The sequence below is a fragment of the Arthrobacter sp. C152 genome (assembly GCF_054890965.1).
This window is the reverse complement of record NZ_JBTZSU010000036.1, coordinates 1-20,404: the sequence shown is the minus strand read 5'-3', so window position 1 is coordinate 20,404 and position 20,404 is coordinate 1. Positions and strand designations below refer to the sequence as shown.

Below are 20,404 nucleotides of genomic sequence, written 5' to 3'. Positions count from 1 at the left end.
ACAAGGAGCACGACCATGAATCAGGTCCGAAAAATCGCTGCCGGCGCGGCCCTGCTCGGCGCCATCATCGGAGGAGGGGCCCTGACGGCCGCGGCGTTGCCCGCCAACGCTGCCACGACCACTGACTCGTCCACCAGCAGCACGGCACCGAACAGCCACACCCACGGAAACGAAACCGCCCTGACCGGCGATACGGCTGACAAGGTCAAGGCCGCCGTCCTGGCCGCCAACGCCGGTGCCACCGTGGACGAGATGACCACCGAAGACGACGGCAGTGCCGCCTACGAAGCACACATCACCAAGACCGACGGGACCCATGCCACCGTCAAACTCGACGCCAACTACGCAGTCACTGCCACCGAAACAGGTGGCCCGGAAGGCCATGGACACCACGGCAACAGCAACGAAACCGCCCTGACCGGCGACACGGCTGACAAGGTCAAGGCCGCCGTCCTGGCCGCCAACGCCGGTGCCGCCGTGGACGAGATGACCACCGAAGACGACGGCAGCGCCGCCTACGAAGCACACATCACCAAGACCGACGGAACCCACGCCACCGTCAAACTCGACGCCAACTACGCAGTCACCGCCACCGAAACAGGCGGACACGGCCACTGACACAACACGAGCAGGCGGGCAGGGATCGCTTGATCCCTGCCCGCATATTCTGCTGGAATAATGCTCCAGTCGGCGAGGAGCCGGGGCTCCCTGTGCTCTAACGGCCCGCTCGTTCAGAAATTGCGTGCCCCATGTCAGGTTGGTGTACCGCACGCTGCATGGTCTGCGGGGATCGGGCGGGACTAGGTGACAGCGGTTGAGTAGAAGTCGTCGGATAAGAGTACGTACCCGTCGCTCTTGCCGAGGTATTGCCTGGAATGTGCGTTGTCTGCGGCAAGCCAGAGACCCGATCCGTCAGGCATGACCATGTCGACTATTCCATGACGATATAGCTGCTTGCCAAGTCGTATTTCGACGTATCGTCCGGTGAGGCGTCGCCAGTCAGTGCTTTGGTAGAGGTTTGCATTGCTCGTTGCAGTGGTGTCCATGGTGAAATCCCTGGTCGAACGTAGTTGCGGGCGTCGGGTGGAAGCAGCGGGCTTTGGGCTGCTCTTGTGCCCCAAGATCGCGTGTACGAGGGGAGAGGCGCGCACATCGGGCCTGTCCCTTTGATGCCATAAGAGGGTCCGATGTGCGCGCCCGGGTAGTCTGCGACGGTGGTCTTGGGTCTACCGTTCGGCTTTTTGTTGGGGCCGCTCAGGCCGACATTTGGTCTCCGCGTTCGCCACGTACCGCCGTTTCCACCCCGTCTGCATTCGAGGCAGCCGCAAGCAGTGCCCGTCGTGCGGAGGCGACGTGGTGGCGCATGGCGGCGCTTGCTGCTTCCGAGTTCCTGGTCTGAAGGGCGTACAGGATGGCCCGGTGCTCGTTGAGTGCGTCCCGCCGGGGGTGTTTGCGGGTGAGGCTCCTGTACTGCCTCATGACGAGTGCGTAGAGCAACTGGTCGGTAAAGCCCGACAGGGTGGGCTGCCGGGCTGCATCCCTTACCAGCTTGTGGAACCGCCTGTTCAGGTTGGAGTATTCGGCTTCCTGGCGGTCGTACTCGGCGGTGGCCATCTGCTCGCAGATGGTCCCGAGTTCCTCGAGCTCTTCGTCGGTGGCCCGCTCGGCGGCCTTGTCGGCCAGGGCTGATTCGAGGATTTCCCGTGCCTCGAGTATCTCGATGGCTTCTTCCAGGCTGAAGATCCTTGTACGCACACCCCGGTGGGGTTCGCTGGTGAGATAGCCCTCGGACACTAGCTTTGTCGTCACGGAACGTACTGTTCCGCGGGAAACGTCCAGCAGGGCCGTCAGCTCCGCGTCGGTCAGGCGTGCATTCGGTTTGAAATGCCCGGAAATGATGAGGTTCCGCAGATCCTCGTAAGCCTGAACGGTGCGGGTGGAAGAGAGGTCGCCGGTGACCGGTGTTAGCTCACTCATGTGCTGTGACCCTTTCCGTGTTACAGGTGGCGAATGTATCAGGTTGTGCCCAAGGCCGGGTAAAGCCGCCTGGTCGTGCCGCCGAAAATGCCCGCGCGGTTTTCCGGGGATACCAGACTCAGTACGCGTTCGGCCAGAGCGCGCAGCTCTTTCAGTGTTTGTTCTGCCGCGGGGCAGTTGGATCCCCACGAGATTCTGTCGGCACCGAATGCCTCAATGACGGGGTCCAGGAAATCGCGTGCGCGTTCTCCTATGTCGTCAAGGCCTTCCAGTGTCCGGTGGGTCAATTTTAGGTGGAGACCGGGATGGCCAGCCAGTGCTGTGAGGTCGTTGGCGGCCTTCGTGGGGGAGGTGCGCACATCCGGGTACCCGCAGTGGTCCAGGAGGATCGTGGCTTTGGGGTGGCGGGAGAGCAGGTCTTTGAGGACGGGGGCTGTGTCATCCCCAAGGCGCAGCTGCAGGCAGACGGGAATGTTTTCCTCGCTCGCTGCGGCCCAGAACTCATCGGTGGCTTCGTCCGCGAACCACATACCCTGTTCGGACACCGTGCTGCCGGTGGTGAACAGTCGAACGCCGGCCAGGCCGCGTTCGACGCCTGCCCGCAGCCGTCCGGCCGCATCGGCTTCGAGGGGGTCGAATGTTCCGACGGCCACGAAGCGTTCGGGCCAGCGGGCCGCTGAATCGAGGACGTAGCTGTTGTCGTAACCGTAGGCGGTGGTTGCCTGTACCAGGACGGCTTGGGCGATGCCGGTGTCATCCATCCGCTGGAGGAGTTGTTCGGCTGTTACGGGGCGTTCGCTGGCCCAGACGGATTGGTGGCCGCCCAGTGGGGCGCGGGGGTAGGTGTCTGTGTCGGACGCGAGGATATGGCAGTGGCTGTCGACGATGTCCATGGTTCTCCTTCGTGGTGGTGGGTTGTTCAGCAGTCCGGGTAGCTTCCGGCTGCGAAGATCGGGTCGCCGGGGTTTCCAACGGTCAGGCCTTGGTCGCGGCTGAAGCGCTGCAGTGCTTCGATGCTTGCTTTGTTGCTGTCGAGTCCGTAGGGAACAGGATCCGCGCCGGTCATTCGCGACTGCTTGGCAAGGCGTGGCTGGGCGGCCCATGTCGGGTCTTCGTCCAGCTGGAGCTGCTTGCTTTGGGCGAATGCCGCGTAAAGCTTTGTGGGCAGGCTGGGATCTTTTTCGACGAGTTCGCTGCGGACAACGATCACAGAGTGCAGTGGATAGATGCCGGTCCGCAGGTAGGAATCCCGCTCGATGATGGCGCTGTCCGGGAACAGAGGATAGGTTTCGCCACTGTCGGTGACAGGGGTTGCGGATTCCCATCCGGAAGTCGGGGCGCCGGCCCGTCCGGTGCCCGCGTTGCCTGTAAAGGCGGCGTCCACCTCACCGGCCAGCAGCAGTGAACCCAGTGAGCGGCCGTCCGTGACGCGTTCCACGTTCGATGGCACCTTGCCCTCGACGTGGTCATCGTCATCGATAACCCATGTGATCGAGGAGAGATCCACCCCGTAGTCCTCGTGCAGGGTGCCCCGTCCCCACACACCGGTGCTCACTGAATAGGCACGGACGCCGATCCGGCGGCCTTCAAGATCCTTGGGCACCACAACCCCTGACCCCGGTGCGCACTGAAGATCACCCTGGTGGAACCGGCGGTTGAGGAAGACGGGGATTGCTGTGATCGGCACCCCGGCCTCCCTCGCCATCAGGTAGGACACCGGAGCAAGCTCGCAGACATCGAATTCCAGGTCACGGATCATCCGCCGGTACGCCGCGATGATCGGCTTCACTTCGACCGGTTTGACGACATAGCCCTCAATGGGCGCGCGCCCGTCAAGAACTGCCGCTGAATGTGGATAGTCGCCCAAGGCGACGGTTAGCTGTTCCATCGATATCTCCATTGATTGTCATACAGTTCAACTACCGTAACACGACAGCGTCATCCGTGTCAGTAACCATTTGTTGCGGCACATGGGCGATGTAATGCCCTATATTTAGCGGATTATGCGCCTTCGATGGAAGCTGCCTGCGTCCCCCTTCACAAGCGTAGCCTGAGGGTGTACCGTCGAGTTTGTTATACAAAATGATTTCGCGGTTGTTTCTCACGCCCCCATTCCGCCGCTGACGGCAGGCTGGCCTCTGACTAGAACCCCACTCACCGAACCGGAGTTTTTTCGTGATCACCATTTCCCAGCGCGTTTCTGTTCCCCATCCCCCGGACGTCGTCTGGAGCGTCCTCTCTGATCCCCACAAAGTTGTGGGCTGTATCGATGGCTCCCGGCTGGGCGAATTCCACGAAGACGGTAGCTTTGACGCGCTGATGGCCGTTCGCTTTGCAGCGATCAAAGTCGCGTTCAAGGCACGGGCCAACCTTGTCCTTGATGAAGAAGCCCGGGCCGGGCGGCTGGAAGCGAAGGGCAGTGACAGCAGGGGTTCGACCCGTGTCCAGGGGCACGCTGACTACAGCGTCGAGCCCTCACCGGAGGGCTCGGTGGTCCTCCTTGACGGACAGATCGATATCGGAGGAGCACTCGCTTCACTGATCACCACCGGGGCCTCGATCGTCGTCGACCGCATGACGAAGTCATTCACCGAAAGCCTCATCACTACCTGTGCGCGCCTGGACCCGAACAGCGACAGCCTCCCGGAAGCAGAGTCTGAGCCGAAATCCCGACTTGGGAACTTGTTCAGGGGTGCTGGCTCACGGACGCAAACCACCACGGAAGGAAGCAGGAACTAATGCGACTCAACCGCATCATCGACAAGTTTGAAAAAGGCGAACGCGTCTTCGCCACCTTCGCCTCACCTGACCCCGCAGGAGCTATCGCGGTGCGCGACGCCGGCTACGACGCCCTCCTCTTCGAAGCAGAGCACAAGCCATGGGATGTCCCTCAACTCAAGGACGCCATGCAGTACCTGCTTGACCGCCGCCAGATATTCGAAGGCGACACACTGGCGCCCAAAACGACACCGCTGGTCCGCATCCCGCCCAACGGCGGAGAACGGTCACAGTGGCACGCCAAACAAGCCCTCGATCTGGGAGCCTACGGCATCGTCTGGCCACACGTGGACACCGTCGAAGATGCCCGTAACGCTGTGGCAGCCTGCCGGTACCCGAGCATCAACCAGGACGAAAGCCGTGAACCTTTCGGCCTGCGCGGCGACAGCCCCGCCTGGGCCACCCGTTACTGGGGCGTGCCGGTAGACGAGTACTACAAGCGCGCCGACGTGTGGCCGTTGGCTCCGCACGGGGAGATCCTGGTCGGGCTCATGATCGAAAGCGTCCGGGCCGTTGAGAACCTCGACACCATCCTCGAAGCAGTACCGGGCATCGGCTTGATCCTCGTCGGAGAGGGAGACCTGAGTCAGGAACTGGGCGTACCCCGCCAGTTCGAGCACCCCACCGTCCAGGCCTACCGGGACCGGGTTGTCGAAATCTGCAATGCCAGGGGAGTGCCCGTTGGCCACCCCCACGTGACCGAACGGAACGTCGACGAGGTCCTGGAAAAGGGATATCAGTTCCTCATGACGGCCCCGGTCGTGACCTATCCCGGTCTTACCCGCGGCCGGAACCTCGACGACGTGGTGGCCAAAGCCCCCGCCATCCGATGACCAGGAGAGCAGAGAAGACCATGTACATCGACATCCACGCCCATTTCACCACCGTCCCGGATGCCCTGAAGACCTGGCGCGACCGCCAGATCATCGAAATCGAGCAGCACGGCCGGCACCTGTCGGCCGACGAGCTGGAAATTTCCGATGACGAAATCGCGGCCGCGCTCACCACCGGGCAGCTGGCCCTGCAGGAACAGCACGGAATCGACCTTGCCCTGCTGTCCCCGATTGCCGGGAAGATGGCGCACCACTACGGTGACCAGGAAACCAGCCTCACCTGGAGCCGGCTCAGCAACGACACGGTCCACCGCGCATCGGTGCTCTTTCCCGACAGCTTCGCCAACGTGTGCCAGCTGCCCCAGTCCCCGGCCGGCGACATCGAAGTCTCCGTCGAGGAACTGCGCCGCTGCGTGGAGGAACTCGGGTTCGTCGGCTGCAACCTCAACCCCGACCATTCCGACGGCTACTGGCAGGCCCCGCCAATCACCGACCGATACTACTACCCGCTGTATGAGGCCATGGTCGAACTTGGCGTCCCGGCCATGGTGCATTCGTCCATGTCGGCCAACCCCGCAGTACACGGCACCTGCGCCCACTACCTCAACGGCGACACGACAGCGTTCATGCAGCTGTGCCAGTCCGACCTTTTCCGTGACTTCCCGGATCTGAAGCTCATCCTGCCGCACGGCGGCGGAGCCGTCCCGTACCACTGGGGCCGCTACCAGGGCGTGATGCAGGACCAGGGCCGCGGTGACCTGCTCGACATCATCGGTAACAACCTGTACTTCGACACCTGCGTCTACGGCGCCCGGGGCCTGCAGCTTTTGGTCGACACGGTGCCCTCAAAGAACATCCTGTTCGCCTCCGAGATGCTCGGTGCGGTCCGGGGGATCGACCCGGCCTCCGGACACCGCTACGACGACACCCGCTACCTGCTTGACTCCCTCGACTTCGCCGCACCCGCACAGCGGGAATCGATCGCTGCATCCAACGCCCTCACTGTCTTCCCGCGGCTGCGCCAGCGGCTCGAAGAGCGGGGACAGATCCCATCCACAACCGGCGCGCCCGTGGTCGCCGGCGCAGCAGCCAACTGACCAGGAGCAATGATGACAAAGGTTTATGAAGCGCTGGCGGACGCATTTATCGCCGAAGGAACAACCCACGTCTTTGGCATGACCGGCGACGCCAACATGCATTGGATGTACGCCATGGCCGAGCGCGGGGCGACGCTGTTCGAGGCCCGCCACGAAGGCTCAGGGCTCGCGATGGCCGACGGATGGGCACGGGGCTCGGGAAAACCCGGCGTGGCATCCACCACCAGTGGTCCCGGCGTCACCCAACTGGCCACCAGCCTGGTCTGCGCCAGTAGGGCCAGGACACCGCTCGTCATCTTCAGCGGCGAAGTGCCGCTCGGGGACCTGGGAGCAACGCAGTACCTCGACCAGGCAAAGTTCGCCGACGGCGTCGAGTGCGGATTCGTGCAGGTCAACTCACCGGCACGGGCGCAGGAAGCTGTGCAGCGGGCGTTCTGGCTGGCCCGGACCACGTCCCGCCCCGTCATGGTCAGCGCACCCACCAACATCCAGAAGGCAGAGTTCGACGGGGCACCCGTATATATTCCCTCGATTGACCTGATCGACACCGCCCTGGCGCAGCCGGCACCGGAACGCATCGACCAGGCTGTACAGATCCTCAGCGAAAGTGAGAAGGTCGTCGTCCTCGTCGGCAAGGGTGCCCGCGCCGCCGACGTCGGGGATCTCGTCCTGGAGCTGCAAACGAAAACCAACGCCCTCATCGCCACGACGCTGCAAACGAAAAACTGGCTGCGGGATCAGACGGAATACTTCGCCGGGATCTCTGGCCTTTACGGAACAGCTACAGCCCACGAACTGATGCAGGAAGCGGACTGCCTGGTCGCAATCGGTGCAAGCCTGAACCAGTACTCGACCGAACACGGCTACCTGTATCCAACGGCCAGGATCATCCACCTCGACCACGCCGAGCAGGTCGTGACCGGAACCGGCCAGCCCGTTGACTGCTACGTCCGGGGCGATGCCCGCCCTTCCCTGGAGGCAATCGTCAAGGCACTCCCGGACACCCCGGGCCGCGGCGAGGGCTACCACACCCGTGACGCCGCCGCCGCCCTCCTGGAAGCCGACACCATCAAAGAGGACTTCCACAGGGAGGACGGCCGGCTGGATCCGCGCGAAGTGATCCTCGCCCTCGACCGGGTGGCCCCGAAGGAACTGCCGCTCGTCATGGGCAGTGGCCACCAGACCGACTTCGGAACGATGTTGTTCACCCGGCCACGCGAAATCGTCTCCAACTACGGACTCTTCGGGGCGATCGGCCAGGCACCGCTGCTCACCATGGGGTGGAGCGCCGCCCGCACCCAGCCAACGTTTGTCGTTGAAGGCGACGCCAGCTTCATCATGCATTTGGCGGAGTTCGACACCGCATGCCGCTACCAGTGGCCAGTGCTGGTGGTCGTCATGAACGACGAGGCCCTTGGCGCCGAATTCCATAAATCGGCGGCACATGGGCTCAACCCTGCACTGACCGCTATCCCATCACCGGACCTAGGCGCCGCCGCCGTGGCCCTTGGCGGCAACGGGGCGAAGATCCACACCATCGCCGAGCTCGAGGCCGCCGTCCAGGCCTTCGTTGCGAACCCGGCCCCCACGGTCCTGGACGTCCGCATCACCCGTGAGGTCATCAGCATCCCCTACCGCCGCCTGTGGTACGCCGAGGAAGTGTGACCCGCCGACAGGCATCCCACCTGCGAGCACAGTGATGTGTTCGCCTCAAGAAAGGAAGGCGAGTCCAATGACGACAGCCGAAATTGAGTTCCTGATCAACGACAAAGAGCTGGCCGGCGCCGCCCTCGCCGCGCTCGAATCCCACGAATCCGTCGGCGGCGTGACAGCGTCCCCCCTGCGGCCGGTACACAACGGCTTCAAGCCGTTCGTCAGCGGACAAAACTACGAGGTCAGCGAAATCGCCATCGTCACCATGCTCCAGGCGGTGGCACACAACCGGCCGGTGCTGTTCCTCCCGCTCACCGCCCTGGGCCGCCACCAGCACCAGACGCTGATCAGCACCCAGGAGCTCTCCGTCGAGGAACTCCCGGGCCGCACCGTCGGCGTCAGGGCCTGGAGCCAGACCACCGGTATGTGGGTACGGGGTTTCCTGGCCCACCAGTACAAGATCGACTTGCGCTCGGTCCACTGGCGCACCTACGAGGACGGCCACGTCCCCGAGCAGGGCGAGCCCGCATGGGTCCAGCGGGCCGAGGAAGGCGCCGGCCTCGCCAAGGACCTGCTCCAAGGCCGCGTCGACTACGCCGTCATGGGCAACGACCGCCCCGATGATCCTTCGGTGCACAGCGTGATCAGCGACCCCGCGACCGCCTCCAGGGAATGGGCCGAAAGGGTGGGCTACGTCCCGGTCAACCACGTCTTCGCCGTTCGCGAAAGCGCCGCCCGGGAACTGGGCGGGGCCGTCTGCGGCATGTACGACGCCATCTCAGAACGCCTGGAAGCCCGCAAGGAAACCGGGCCGGGAATTCCCTTGGAACCGTACGGGTTCGCAGCGCTCCGCCCTGCCGTGACCGCCGCGGCCCAGTACGCGTGGGAACAGGAACTGCTTCCCCGCCCCGTCGACTACGACGAACTCATTGCTCGCACCTGCACCGCCCTCGGCGTCCCCGCCTCCCGGCTCGGCGGCTAAGAAGCGCGGATTGTTAGACGAAATGACCCGAAACGCCTTGTTTGTGACCGCCATCACTGATAGATTTGAGGCCAATTGTATAACAAAAGGTCATTCAGCAAAGGAGCTCCGATGACCCCGACATGGACTGTCGCACTGCGCGACTACGAACACACCCGGCCCCTGAAGGACGGCACCGTGGTCGCGGAGGGCGTCGACCTTGACTTCGTCGATGTCGAACCAATCCACCGGGCCTTCGCTCCCATGGTGCGGGAGGGCCGTTACGACGTCTCTGAACTGGCAATTGCCACGCTCTTCCAGGCCATCGAAGCCGACTGCCCGATCGTGGCGCTCCCGGTTGTCCTGCACGGCAACTTCCACCACCGTTCAATCTCCATCTGGAACGGACAGGACAGCGTCACCCCACACGACCTCGCCGGGCGCAAGGTTGGCGTCCGGGCTCACAGCCAGACAACGGGGCTTTGGGTGCGCGGCGTGCTGTCAGACACGTACGGCCTGCGCACCCAGGACGTCACCTGGGTCACCACCGAAGGCCCCCACGTCGCCACCGCCCCCGAGCCGGCCAACGTCGAACGCACCGAGCGCAAGCTCGTGGACCTTCTCACCGCCGGGGAACTGTCCGCCGTTGTCATGGGCGCCCGCTCGGCCGACCATGTTCCGGGCCTGGAGCCGCTGCTGCCGGACTGGAAGGCGCGCCAGGACCAGTACTACTCGGACCACGGCTGGGTGCCGATCAACCACCTTGCGGTCGTTCGGCGGGACCTGGCAGAGGAAAACCCGGACGGGGTCCGTGCGGTGTACCGCGCGCTGCAGCAAAGCATTGATGCCGCCCGCCCGGACGTTCCCGCCGGAACTACCAGGGAGAAAGTGATCCAGTACGGCGTCACCGACAGCCTGATGGCGACGCTGGAGACAGCCCTTCGCTACGCCCGCGAGCAGGACGTCATCTCCGGCGACCTGTCCGCCGGGAAGATCTTCGCCGACTTCGAGAAATTCGTGGGGGAGCCGTAACCGGGATTCGCCCGGACCGGACTCCCGCTTTTGAAACCACCGTCCCAGGAGGACCAATGCAGTACTTCGACACCCACACCCACGCCGTCTCGGCGGACACCGAAACCTACCCGCCCAAACCGTTGGGCGGCACCCGGTCGGAATGGTCCCAGACCCGGCACGTCGACGTCGACGGCCTTATCCGCAGCCTCGACGATGCGGGCATCGAGCGGGCGGCGCTTGTCCATGCCTCCACCGTCTACGGTTTTGATAACCGCTATGCCGCCGCAGCCATCGCCCGGTACCCCGACCGCCTTGTCGGTGTCGGCGCCGTTGACTTCCTCGCCGACTCCGCCGTGGAGGACCTGCGGCGGCTGATCGAGGAGCAGGGCTTCAGCGGTGTACGGATCCGGGTGTCCGACGGGACGACCAAAGTTCCCACCCCGGGCGCCGGCGTCACCGACGAACGAATGACCGGCGTCTGGGACTACGTGACCGAAAACGCTGTTCCTGTGTGCATCCAGATGCACTCCAAGGACGCGGCGAAGCTGGCCCAGGTTCTTGAGTCCCGTCCCACGATGACGGTTCTCCTGGACCACGCCGGCCGGCCGAACGCCGCAGGCGGACCGCCCTACGAACACCTTGGTGAACTCGGCCAGCTCGCCCGCTTCGCCGGAGTCCACCTCAAGATCACCCCGCCGGCGATCAAGAGGCTCAAGGACGAACCGCACGTCAACGTCACCGACGTCCTTGGCAGGCTGGTTGAAACCTTTGGGGCGGAGCGCCTGATGTGGGGCTCCAATTTCCCCGCCTCCGCAGGAACCCTGGACGAGCTTCGCCGCTCCATTGAGGGATACCTGCCAGAACTCGACGACACCCAGCGGGCAGCGGTTCTCGGCGGCAATGCGGCCCGAATCTACAGCGCGGCAGTGATCGCGCGCTAAACGTCCGCGCCGTCAAAGCCGCCGGCGCGCAGACTATAACCAGGAGGACTCTCATGAAGAACACGACAACCACCAAGGCACCCGCCCTGCACGCCCAGCGCCGGACACGTTTTAGGCTGCTGGCTGTGCTCGCGGTCGTGACCGTTACGGCCTCCGCATGCGGCGGGACCGGAGGCGCTGCGTCCAAGCTCCCTACATCAATGGATGACCTGGTCAAGCAGGCGACCAGCGAAGGCCAGGTTGCCTGGTCCGCGCCCAAGCCGCAGGAGCAGATGCAGCCTGCCATTGATCTGTTCCAGAAGAAGTACCCGGGCATTGAGGTCAAGTACACCAACACCAAGGCACCGGACCAGGTCAGCCAGCTCAAGATGGAGCAGGCCGCCCGCAAGGTGTCCGTTGACGTCGCCGCTGCCGGCGAACTGACCGTGCCTCCCTCGCTCGACCTCGCCGATGACGTGGACTGGGCCGCCTACGGCATCAAGCCGGAGAACATCTTCGAGAACAACGCCGTGTACATCTGGGCCGCACCGAAAGTCTGGGCCTACAACAAGCATATGGTCTCGCCGGCGGACGTGCCCAGCACGTGGGAGGACCTGCTCAAGCCGCGCTGGAAGGACGGCCAGATCGGTGCAGAGTCACGCGCATCGTTCATGACGGTCTGGAACGTCGACCCCTCGCTCGGCCAGGACAAGGCCCTCAGCTGGGCTGAGCAATTCAAGGCCCAAAAGCCGCATTTCACCCCGAATACAACCCAGTCCGAGGGATTGATCGAAAGCGGCCAGGTTGCCCTCGGCACCAGCCTGATCAACCTCGTGCTGCAGGCACAGAAGTCCGGGGCCCCGGTCGAGATAGCACCCCTTTCACCGACCAACACGAACGAGACCTTCCTCTACGTTCCCAAAGGCGCTCCCCACCAGGCCGCGGCCGTGCTGCTGACATCCTTCCTCTCCTCCGACGAGGCCCAGGCCGCATTGGCGACGACCTACAACTCACGCATCCCCAAGGAAACCGACTGCTCGCAGCCGGACCAGAGCCCCGTCGTGAAGGCACTGTGCACCGCAAAGATCACCTGGCACTCGACGGGGTCAATCGACAACTACAACGCCCTTGCAGATTTCTTCCCCAAGGCCCAAAAGGCCCTCGGAACGGACCTGGGGTAGGCGACTCCCATGACTCTTAACGCCACTGAGGCGCCCGCCATCGGCGATGCGCCGCCGCCACCCGAACAACCAAAACGCGTCAGCCGGACCCGCCATGGACTGGGCAGCAAAGCGCTGAACATAGCCATGATCCTGCTCGTGGGATACCTGATCGTTGTCCCACTCGCAGTCCTCTTCTACAGCAGCTTCAAAGCCTCAACAACCAAACTGCCCTTCGACGTCAAGGGGTTCTCCTTTGACAACTACATTCACGTCTTCCAGTCCAGCCGGCTCCTCGAAGTCACGCTCAACACCGCCATCTACGTCGTCGGTTCGGTGCTGATTGCCCTGGTCCTCAGCGTGTCCCTGGCCTACCTCTTCGAACGCACCGACATCCCCGGCCGCAGGATCCTGGCCCCCATGGCCCTGGCACCCATGGCCGTGCCCGTTGTCGTCATGGCCATCGCGTGGGCCCTCGTCGCCAACCCGGCCAACGGACCACTGGCCATCCTGATCCGCCAAACCCTCGGGCTCTCCATCGACATCTACTCGCTGCCCGGAATGATCGTTGTGATGGGAATCTTCGGGGTCCCCAGCATGTATTTGATGATCGCACCGGCGTTCGCCAGGCTGAACCCGGAACTCGAAGAGGCCGCGGCAACCGTCGGCGCGCCCCTGTGGCGCCGGTTGCGGCTCATCGTTTTCCCCCTGATCGGGCCGGCCGTTTCCGCCGCCTCGATGCTGTTCGTCGTCGTGGTCCTGGAAGGGTTTGCCATCCCGGCCCTGCTCGGCCTGCCCAAACAGATCTTTGTCTTCAGCAGCCTGATCCAGCATTCCCTGGAGCCACCGACGGGATCGCCGAACTACGGCCAGGCCACCACATATGGTGTGCTGATCCTCGTGCTGTGCTTCGCCATGCTGCTGGTCTACCGACGCCGCATCAAGGACACCCACCGGTTCAAGGTCGTCGTAGGGAAGGCCTACCGCCAATCCCGCACACCGCTGGGCAAGTGGCGCATCCCGGTCTTCACCGTCATCGCCCTGTACATGCTCATCGGGATCGTGCTGCCCATCCTTGCCCTTCTCTGGACCAGCCTGTCACCGTTCTCACGACCCATCACCTGGGACGGCATCGCCGACCTGAGCTTCACCCAGTTCGCCAAGATCCTCACCGATCCAGGAATGGGCGAAATCATGCTGAACACGGCGGTCGTGGTACTCATAACAGCGACTGCCACCACGGCGATGTCGGTGTGGATCGCCGTTGCTGCCCACCGCCGCAGCTTCCGCGGCAGCGTCGTGTTGTTCGAATCCACTTACCTCGTCTTTGGCGTCCCCAGCGTCGTGCTCGGAGCCGCGGTCCTGTTCCTGTACCTGTTCGTTCCCATCCCCATCTACGGAACCGTCTGGATCATCATCGTCGCCCTCGTGACACGCTTCCTTCCCCGCGGATCCCGGCTCGTGCAAACGGCCCTGCTACAGCTGGACGAAGGCCTGATCGAAGCCGCTCGCGTCACCGGGGCATCGCCCTTCACAGTCACCGTGAAAATCCTGCTGCCCCTGCTGCGCCAGGCGTTGTGGAAATGCTGGCTCTGGGTCTTCGCCCACGCCCTCGGCGAACTCCCCATCGCCCTGCTGCTCACCAGCGCAGACAACCGAACGCTCGTAGTGGCGGTCTGGGACTCGTTCACCTCAAGCGTCAACTACCCGCAAGCAAGTGCGCTGGCCGTCATCATCCTGGTGATTTCAATGATTGCGGTCCTGTTGGTCAACCGGCGCGGGACCTCCGAGAAAGAAGCATGAGCAACATGACACGTACAACAGAAAGCTCAATCACCATCCACGAGCTTCGAAAGAGCTACGGCCGCTCCCGCCACGGTGAGCTGCCGTACGCCGTCGACGGAATATCGTTCGAAGTGCCCAAGGGCCAGTTCGTGACTCTCCTCGGTCCCAGCGGCTGCGGCAAAACAACCACCTTGCGATGCATCGCCGGGCTCGAACAGCCCGACGAAGGCAAGATCATCATGGCCGGACAGACCGTGTTCGACGGAGGCCAGAACATCCAGATCCGACCGGAAGACCGGCCCATCGCGATGGTGCCGCAGTCCTACGGCATTTGGCCGCACATGACGGTCCTTGATAACGCAGCCTTCCCGCTTCGGCACGGACGCAACCGCAAGGGCCAGCAAAACATCAAGCAGCGGACCCTGGACATGCTCAACCAAGTCGGACTGGCACAGTATGCAGACCGCTGGTCCACCCAGCTCAGCGGTGGCCAGCAGCAGCGCCTTGCCCTTGCCCGGGCCCTCCTCTCCGAACCCGAGGTGTTGCTGCTCGACGAGCCCTTGTCGAACCTGGACGCCAAACTGCGTGCCAAACTCCGGCTGGAGCTCCGCGCCTTCCAGGAACAGTTCGGCGTGACATCCGTATACGTGACCCACGACCAAGCCGAGGCTCTGGCCCTTTCGGACATTGTTGTCGTCATGAGCCAAGGGCGGATCGAGCAGATCGACCGTCCGGAGCGGCTCTACCAGCAGCCCCGCTCAGCATTCGTCGCCGACTTCATCGGCAGCGCAAACCTGGTTCCGGTGCGCGAGGCGACCATCGTTGCCGGCGGCGTGCTTGTCAAGACCGACGTCGGGCAGTTGCTGTGCGCAGGCGAAGGACAGGAAACGAACCTCGCCTCGCAGGGCGGAAACGTCTGCATACGGCCTGAGAACCTTGAAATTGACGCAACACCATCATCCGAGGGAAGCCCGTCGCGGAACGAGGTAGCAGGACGTGTAATTGGAGCCGAGTTCCTCGGCGACCGGCTGGAACTGGTCATCGATGTCGACGGGACAAAGCTGACAGCATCCGCTCCCGCAAGCCTGACAGCACGGCCAGGGGATTCCGTGAGCGTACGGATCCACCCCCTCCACGCACGCTACCTCGCCAACTGACAAGGAGACGACGAGACCTGCAGCGCAGCCCGCCAGGTTCGGATTGCCCAAAGGAACAGCCGAGGGACCACGGAGGAGTGCGAGCTCCCCGTGGTCCCTCCCAACGCCAACCAAGTATTTCCAGCAGCCAATGGCCAAACAGCACCAGGAGCAACATGTCACTGTCTGCGTTCAATCCTCCCGTCCGGCCCCAGGCGGCAGCGAAACTTTGCAGCATCGACCCGAGAGTCGACGCCTTGCGCCTAACGATCACCCGGCTGGCCCGCCTGCTGAGGAAGCACTCCGGTGCGGGGCTCACCCCGGCGCAGCTGTCCGCGCTCGACAGCGTCGGGCGGCACGGGCGAATCAGGGCCGGGCGACTCGCCCAGATCGAAGGCATCAGCAGGCCAACCGCAGCACGCCTAACGGGCAAGCTGGAGGAAATGGGACTGGTCAAAAGGACCCAGGACGACACGGACGCCCGAAGCTGGCAGGTGGCCCTAACGCCAGTGGGTGAGCATCTCCTTTACGTCGCCAGCGTGCACGCCCACGAGTTCCTGGCCGACAGAATCTCGGCCATGCCGCACAGCGACCAACGCAGGCTTCTCGAATCGCTGCCCGCGCTGGTGCGGTTACTGGACACGAAGGCATGAGGCGCTACTTTCGCGCAACCTTCAGCTCCCTGCAAAGCCGGAACTTCAGGCTCTACTTCTTCGGCCAGTCCATGTCCCAAATCGGCACATGGACCCAGAAGATCGCCCAAGCCTGGCTTGTTCTTGAGTTGACGGACTCCGGGGCGCTGCTCGGCGTGACCCTGGCGCTACAGGCGCTCCCAACACTGCTGTTCACCGCATGGGGTGGCCTGCTGGCGGACCGCATGGACAAACGCCGAATCCTGCTATGGACGCAGACAGCCTCCATCCTTCCCGCGATCGTCCTGGGACTGCTCACCGCTACCGGCACCACCTCGTTATGGATGGTGCTCGTCACAGCTGTGGTTCTCGGAACGATCGAGGCATTCGATAAACCGGCACGACAAACCTTCATTGCCGAAATCGTAGGCCGCCAATATCTGACGAATGCGCTCACGCTGAACAACATCACGATCAATTCCGGCAAGCTGGTGGGGCCCGCCATCGCGGGCGTACTCATTACCAGCGTCGGCCTGGCGGCCAGCTTCTTTGTGAACGCAGCGTCGTTTGGCATCGTGCTTATTGCACTTATTTTCGTCAGAGCGGACCACCTAACACCCACCACCCACGCCGCCCGCACAAAAGGACAACTGCTCGAAGGAATGCGCCACGTGCTCAGCAGGCCCCGGCTGCTGGGACCGCTGCTCCTACTCACCGTCACCGGATTGCTCGCCTGGGAATGGACAGTAACCCTGCCCCTGCTCGCGCGCGACGTCTTCCATGGCGACGCCCAAGTCGCGAGTTCAATGTTTGTCGCCATGGGAGCGGGCGCAGTCGTAGGCGTCCTCGCGATTGCCGGAATCCTTAAAGCAACCACCGGCAGGCTAATCATTGCAAGCTTCATTTTCGGAAGCCTGCTCCTTGCCACCGCCTTCGCACCCGTCATCCAGACAACCCTTGGCCTGCTGTTCCTCCTGGGCGCGGCAGGCGTCGCATACAGGGTCATCACCACATCCTTGGCCCAGCTCGAGGCAGACCCAACAATGCGGGGACGCACAATGTCACTCTTCGTTATCGCAGTCGGCGGAACCTCCCCGATCAGCGCGCCCCTGCTCGGCTGGCTATGCGAGGCCATAGGAGTCCAGGCCACGTTGGCTGCAGGTGGCATCGGAACAGCCCTGGCATCAATGGGAACGTGGATCTATATGCGGAATCACAAAGCGCCGCTTGAAGAAATTTCTGAAAAGGTCGATGGTGAAGTACCCCGGTCTTTCAACGTATGAGTCGAGATCTCACTTTGTCGAGACTCGATCGAGGGCGCTGGCGGTCTCTGCAATCCTTGAATCGCACGGCCCACATTTGATCACTGCCCTCCCACTGCCCACCGGAGCCACGAGCCCGCAAGCCAGTGCAGGCCACACGGCGGTCGAGTCAATGTTCGTTCGCTCTGGACCCTAGTCCCCCAGGCTCACAACACTTGAGGTGGCACCTGCCACTTTGGTGCAGATGCTGGCCGTTCCGCTTTGACTCACGCTCAGGTTTCCTCAGTTCGGCAGCCGTTCAAGCCGGTCGCATGCGTTAAAGGCATGCCCAGCATTTGAATTTCCGTACGACCGGCGGCGTCAGATTAGGGCAAAATTCCGTTTTATTGACAGTGGCTCACGATGTTCTCAGAGTCCACCTTGATAGTCGGGGGAAGGAAACGAGGGTGAGGGTATCTCGAGAACAGCCGAAATAGTCCAAAGATTCTGGACCTAATGAATACCCTCGGTGCAGGGGGTGGGGATGACACCTGTTGTGGTTTGGCGGTCATTCGAGAACAAGACGGAGATCCGTCCACAGGCCAGATCCTCCCTGGTCAGACGCATTGACGTCAGGTTGGGGTGTACCTTCACCTTGCTGCGTCGTATCCCGCCTCCTGGCGCACATAGAGTTCGGTCCCGCGTGTTGCGCTCCATAGTGGTGGCGAATTCTGTGACGAATCCGTGCCATGCCAGTGGAAAGACGCGCGCTACAGTGGTGCTGTTTCACGGCTTGGGCCTAGTCAACTTCGGTTCCTTTACAGCTGCGAGGAGTTGCCGGGCTTGGCTGGCGGGAGTTCCTGATCCAGTGTCCATGGTTATGTCCGCCATGGCGGCATATATCGGTCTGCGCTCTTCGTAAAGTGTCATCCACTGCACGGCCGGGTTGCCCCGCAGGAGGGGCCGTCCCGGGTTTTGGAGCAGCCGGGGAATTACAGTCGCCGGGTCGGCGGTCAGGGCCACCACGGTCAACGTGTTTAGGTGGCGTCGGTTCTCTTTCCGCAGGACGGCACCGCCTCCCACGGATAAGACGTAGGGCGGGTGGGTTGACTGGATGATGGTGGCAATGATGTCAGCTTCATAGGTTCGGAACGCTCCTTCTCCGTGTTCCCGGAATAGGGTCGGGATGTCACCGTGGCGGTCGGTGATCACATGGTCGCTGTCTAGGAACGGCCAACCGAGCAGGCGGGCGAGTTCGCGGCCCACGGTGCTCTTTCCGGTTCCGGTGTGTCCGATGAGGACGACAGGCCGCATGAGTGTCCTCGTCCCTGCTCCTGCATGGGCTTCCTCATCGGCGTGTGGTTCGTAATTGCTATACGTGTGCACGCTGCTGCCACCTGTCATTCGTACGTGTCCTCGTTTTGCCTCAGTACCTCGTACTAAAACCCCTGAAAGGCTTGCTGAAGGTGTTTGACGTTGGGCGGTGCGGCCACGTGTGGTCCGATGAGTTCGCGCCATTGCTTGAATTCGCTGGATTCCCGGAAGCCCACTATGTGGTCTTCGAGAGTGGTCCAGCCGACGGTGAGAGTGTACTCATTGGGCGTTTCGATGGTGCGGTCGAGGCGGAAGCTGAGGGCTCCGGGTGATTTTTGGAATAGGGGCACAGCTTGTGCTGCTGCTGCTTCGAAGCTTGCTTCTGAGCCTGGGGTAATTGTAATGGTGGCCATTTCGTGGATCACGGGTTTATTCCTCGGTTGAAGGTTCTTAGGGCTTGGGCTGATCAGCAGTGCGGCCCCGGAGCCGGGGGAGACGGCTTCGGGGCGTATCTGGAGCAGGGGTTACTTCCTGGCTGACACCACGGGCGGGGCTGTGCGGGACATTGCTGCCGCGGTTGCTGCCAGCAGGCAGGTGGCGGCGATGGCGGAGGCTACCAGTATCCAGTTGTCGTTATCGCCGAGGAGCAGGTAGCAGAGGGTGGGTGCGAATCCGGTCAGAAGGAAGCTCAGCTGTGTTGAGAGGGCCACGCCGGTGTAACGCACTTCGGGGGTGAACATTTGGGCGAAGAAGGACGGCCACAGGGCGTTTGGTGCCGCGTAGAGGACGCCCTTGAGGACGAGGGTCGCCATGACGATCAGGACGGTGTTTCCTGTGGTGATTGCGCCCAGGAAGCCAAAGATTCCTATTGCGCAGAGGATGCTGCCGGTGACGTAGACCTTCTTGAAGCCGATTTTGTCTGCAAGTGTTCCGAACAGTGGGTGGAAGAAGAGCGCGACGATTTGGCTGATGGAGAGCGCGGCAAGCATGGTGGGCCGGTCAACTCCGTGTGTCTGGGTGGCGTAGGAGAGTCCGAAGACGAGGACCACTGTTGAGATGACGATGGTGAAGGCGGAGACGAAGACGGACAGGAATGCAAGGGGTTGGTTGCGTAGGACAGTGCCGAGGGGAAGTTTCGCTACGCGGCGGATCTGCTTTGCTTTGACGAAGTCCGGGGACTCGTCGACTCCGTGGCGGACGATGAACGTTATGAACACCATGACGAAGCTGAGCAGGAATGGCACGCGCCAACCCCAGGTTTCGAGTTGATCATGCGGGAGGGCGCCGATGGGGATGAAGACGGCGGTGGCCAGGAGGGAGCCCATGGCGGCTCCGTTGAGGAGCCAGCTGGTGTAGAGGCCGCGCTTTTTGGCGGGGGCGTGTTCCATGGTCAGCAGGCTGGCGCCGACCTGTTCGCCGCCGGCCGAGATGCCTTGGAGGAGCCGGCATAGGACGAGCAGGGCAGGGGCCCAGGCGCCGATGGTGCTGTAGGTGGGCAGGACGCCAATGACGAAGGTGGAGGTTCCCATGAGCAACAGGGTCGCGAGCAGGATGTTTTTGCGGCCGAGCTGGTCTCCGAGGTGACCGAAGAGCAGTGCGCCGAGGGGCCGGGCGATGTAGGCCGCGCCGAAGGTGGCGAGGGAGGCGAGCATGGCCGCGGTCTCGTCTGCGCCGGGGAAGAAGAGCTTGTTGAACAGCAGGGCCGCGGCCGTGCCGTAGACGAAGAAGTCGTAATATTCGACGGCGCTGCCCAGGAAGCTTCCGAGCGCGGCGCGTCGGGCCATTTTGGTTTGGTTGGGAGCGGCCGAGGGGGTAGTGCTGGTTTCGGTGGCTGTCATCGCATCCTCGCTGGGGTTGCCCGCAAGTCGTGGACAGTTGATCAGGCGGCTTGTGCCGGCTGAGG

19 protein-coding genes are annotated in these 20,404 nt (G+C 63.0%); 13 read left to right on the top strand and 6 right to left on the bottom strand.

All coding sequences use genetic code 11. The features are described 5' to 3' along the window. Positions 1-15: 15 nt before the first annotated feature. Positions 16-618, top strand: a complete 603-nt coding sequence (locus ACYSM9_RS18380; protein WP_461858395.1) for a hypothetical protein — start codon at positions 16-18, stop codon at positions 616-618. 636 nt (positions 619-1,254) lie between these two features. Here the strand turns inward: ACYSM9_RS18380 and ACYSM9_RS18375 are convergent. From ACYSM9_RS18375 to ACYSM9_RS18365, 3 genes are read right to left on the bottom strand one after another with little or no spacing between them, the layout of a single operon-like run. Then, on the bottom strand, positions 1,255-1,977 hold the full coding sequence (locus ACYSM9_RS18375; RefSeq protein ID WP_461858394.1) for a GntR family transcriptional regulator: 723 nt from the start codon (positions 1,975-1,977) through the stop codon (positions 1,255-1,257). 38 nt (positions 1,978-2,015) lie between these two features. Continuing rightward, entirely contained in the window at positions 2,016-2,870 is an 855-nt protein-coding gene (locus ACYSM9_RS18370) for an amidohydrolase family protein (protein WP_461858393.1), read from the bottom strand. 26 nt (positions 2,871-2,896) lie between these two features. Beyond that, a complete protein-coding gene (locus ACYSM9_RS18365) occupies positions 2,897-3,865 on the bottom strand; it encodes a substrate-binding domain-containing protein (RefSeq protein ID WP_461858392.1) in 969 nt (322 codons plus the stop codon). A gap of 287 nt (positions 3,866-4,152) precedes the next feature. On the opposite strand from ACYSM9_RS18365, the gene ACYSM9_RS18360 reads away from it, so the two are divergent. From ACYSM9_RS18360 to ACYSM9_RS18305, 12 genes are all read left to right on the top strand, one after another. Then, positions 4,153-4,716: an SRPBCC family protein gene (locus ACYSM9_RS18360; protein ID WP_461858391.1), complete on the top strand. Its 564-nt coding sequence runs from the start codon at positions 4,153-4,155 to the stop codon at positions 4,714-4,716. After that, the gene (locus tag ACYSM9_RS18355) at positions 4,716-5,588 is read left to right on the top strand and encodes an HpcH/HpaI aldolase family protein (RefSeq protein ID WP_461858390.1); all 873 of its coding nucleotides are present in this window, start codon (positions 4,716-4,718) and stop codon (positions 5,586-5,588) included. Before ACYSM9_RS18360 ends, ACYSM9_RS18355 begins: the two co-directional genes overlap by 1 nt. Continuing rightward, positions 5,585-6,685: an amidohydrolase family protein gene (locus ACYSM9_RS18350; RefSeq protein ID WP_461858389.1), complete on the top strand. Its 1,101-nt coding sequence runs from the start codon at positions 5,585-5,587 to the stop codon at positions 6,683-6,685. Before ACYSM9_RS18355 ends, ACYSM9_RS18350 begins: the two co-directional genes overlap by 4 nt. 9 nt (positions 6,686-6,694) lie before the next feature. Then, a complete protein-coding gene (locus ACYSM9_RS18345) occupies positions 6,695-8,350 on the top strand; it encodes a thiamine pyrophosphate-binding protein (protein WP_461858388.1) in 1,656 nt (551 codons plus the stop codon). 67 nt (positions 8,351-8,417) lie between these two features. Then, complete coding sequence (locus ACYSM9_RS18340) at positions 8,418-9,320, top strand: hypothetical protein (RefSeq protein WP_461858387.1); 903 nt, start codon at positions 8,418-8,420, stop codon at positions 9,318-9,320. Positions 9,321-9,431: 111 nt separating this feature from the next. Further along, the gene (locus tag ACYSM9_RS18335; protein ID WP_461858386.1) at positions 9,432-10,331 is read left to right on the top strand and encodes an ABC transporter substrate-binding protein; all 900 of its coding nucleotides are present in this window, start codon (positions 9,432-9,434) and stop codon (positions 10,329-10,331) included. Positions 10,332-10,387: 56 nt separating this feature from the next. Beyond that, on the top strand, positions 10,388-11,254 hold the full coding sequence (locus tag ACYSM9_RS18330; protein WP_461858385.1) for an amidohydrolase family protein: 867 nt from the start codon (positions 10,388-10,390) through the stop codon (positions 11,252-11,254). 53 nt (positions 11,255-11,307) lie between these two features. Next, positions 11,308-12,414, top strand: a complete 1,107-nt coding sequence (locus ACYSM9_RS18325; protein ID WP_461858384.1) for an ABC transporter substrate-binding protein — start codon at positions 11,308-11,310, stop codon at positions 12,412-12,414. Positions 12,415-12,423: 9 nt separating this feature from the next. Then, the gene (locus ACYSM9_RS18320; RefSeq protein ID WP_461858383.1) at positions 12,424-14,196 is read left to right on the top strand and encodes an ABC transporter permease; all 1,773 of its coding nucleotides are present in this window, start codon (positions 12,424-12,426) and stop codon (positions 14,194-14,196) included. A 5-nt stretch (positions 14,197-14,201) separates the two neighbouring features. Continuing rightward, positions 14,202-15,335: an ABC transporter ATP-binding protein gene (locus ACYSM9_RS18315; protein WP_461858382.1), complete on the top strand. Its 1,134-nt coding sequence runs from the start codon at positions 14,202-14,204 to the stop codon at positions 15,333-15,335. A 155-nt stretch (positions 15,336-15,490) separates the two neighbouring features. After that, a complete protein-coding gene (locus ACYSM9_RS18310; RefSeq protein WP_461858381.1) occupies positions 15,491-15,967 on the top strand; it encodes a MarR family winged helix-turn-helix transcriptional regulator in 477 nt (158 codons plus the stop codon). Then, a complete protein-coding gene (locus ACYSM9_RS18305; RefSeq protein ID WP_461858380.1) occupies positions 15,964-17,229 on the top strand; it encodes an MFS transporter in 1,266 nt (421 codons plus the stop codon). Before ACYSM9_RS18310 ends, ACYSM9_RS18305 begins: the two co-directional genes overlap by 4 nt. Before the next feature lie 744 nt (positions 17,230-17,973). Here the strand turns inward: ACYSM9_RS18305 and ACYSM9_RS18300 are convergent. The 3 genes from ACYSM9_RS18300 to ACYSM9_RS18290 form a co-directional block, all read right to left on the bottom strand. Then, on the bottom strand, positions 17,974-18,591 hold the full coding sequence (locus ACYSM9_RS18300) for a shikimate kinase (RefSeq protein ID WP_461858379.1): 618 nt from the start codon (positions 18,589-18,591) through the stop codon (positions 17,974-17,976). 35 nt (positions 18,592-18,626) lie between these two features. Next, complete coding sequence (locus tag ACYSM9_RS18295; RefSeq protein ID WP_461858378.1) at positions 18,627-18,926, bottom strand: antibiotic biosynthesis monooxygenase family protein; 300 nt, start codon at positions 18,924-18,926, stop codon at positions 18,627-18,629. 99 nt (positions 18,927-19,025) lie between these two features. Continuing rightward, complete coding sequence (locus ACYSM9_RS18290) at positions 19,026-20,339, bottom strand: MFS transporter (protein ID WP_461858377.1); 1,314 nt, start codon at positions 20,337-20,339, stop codon at positions 19,026-19,028. Between the last annotated feature and the right edge of the window lie 65 nt (positions 20,340-20,404).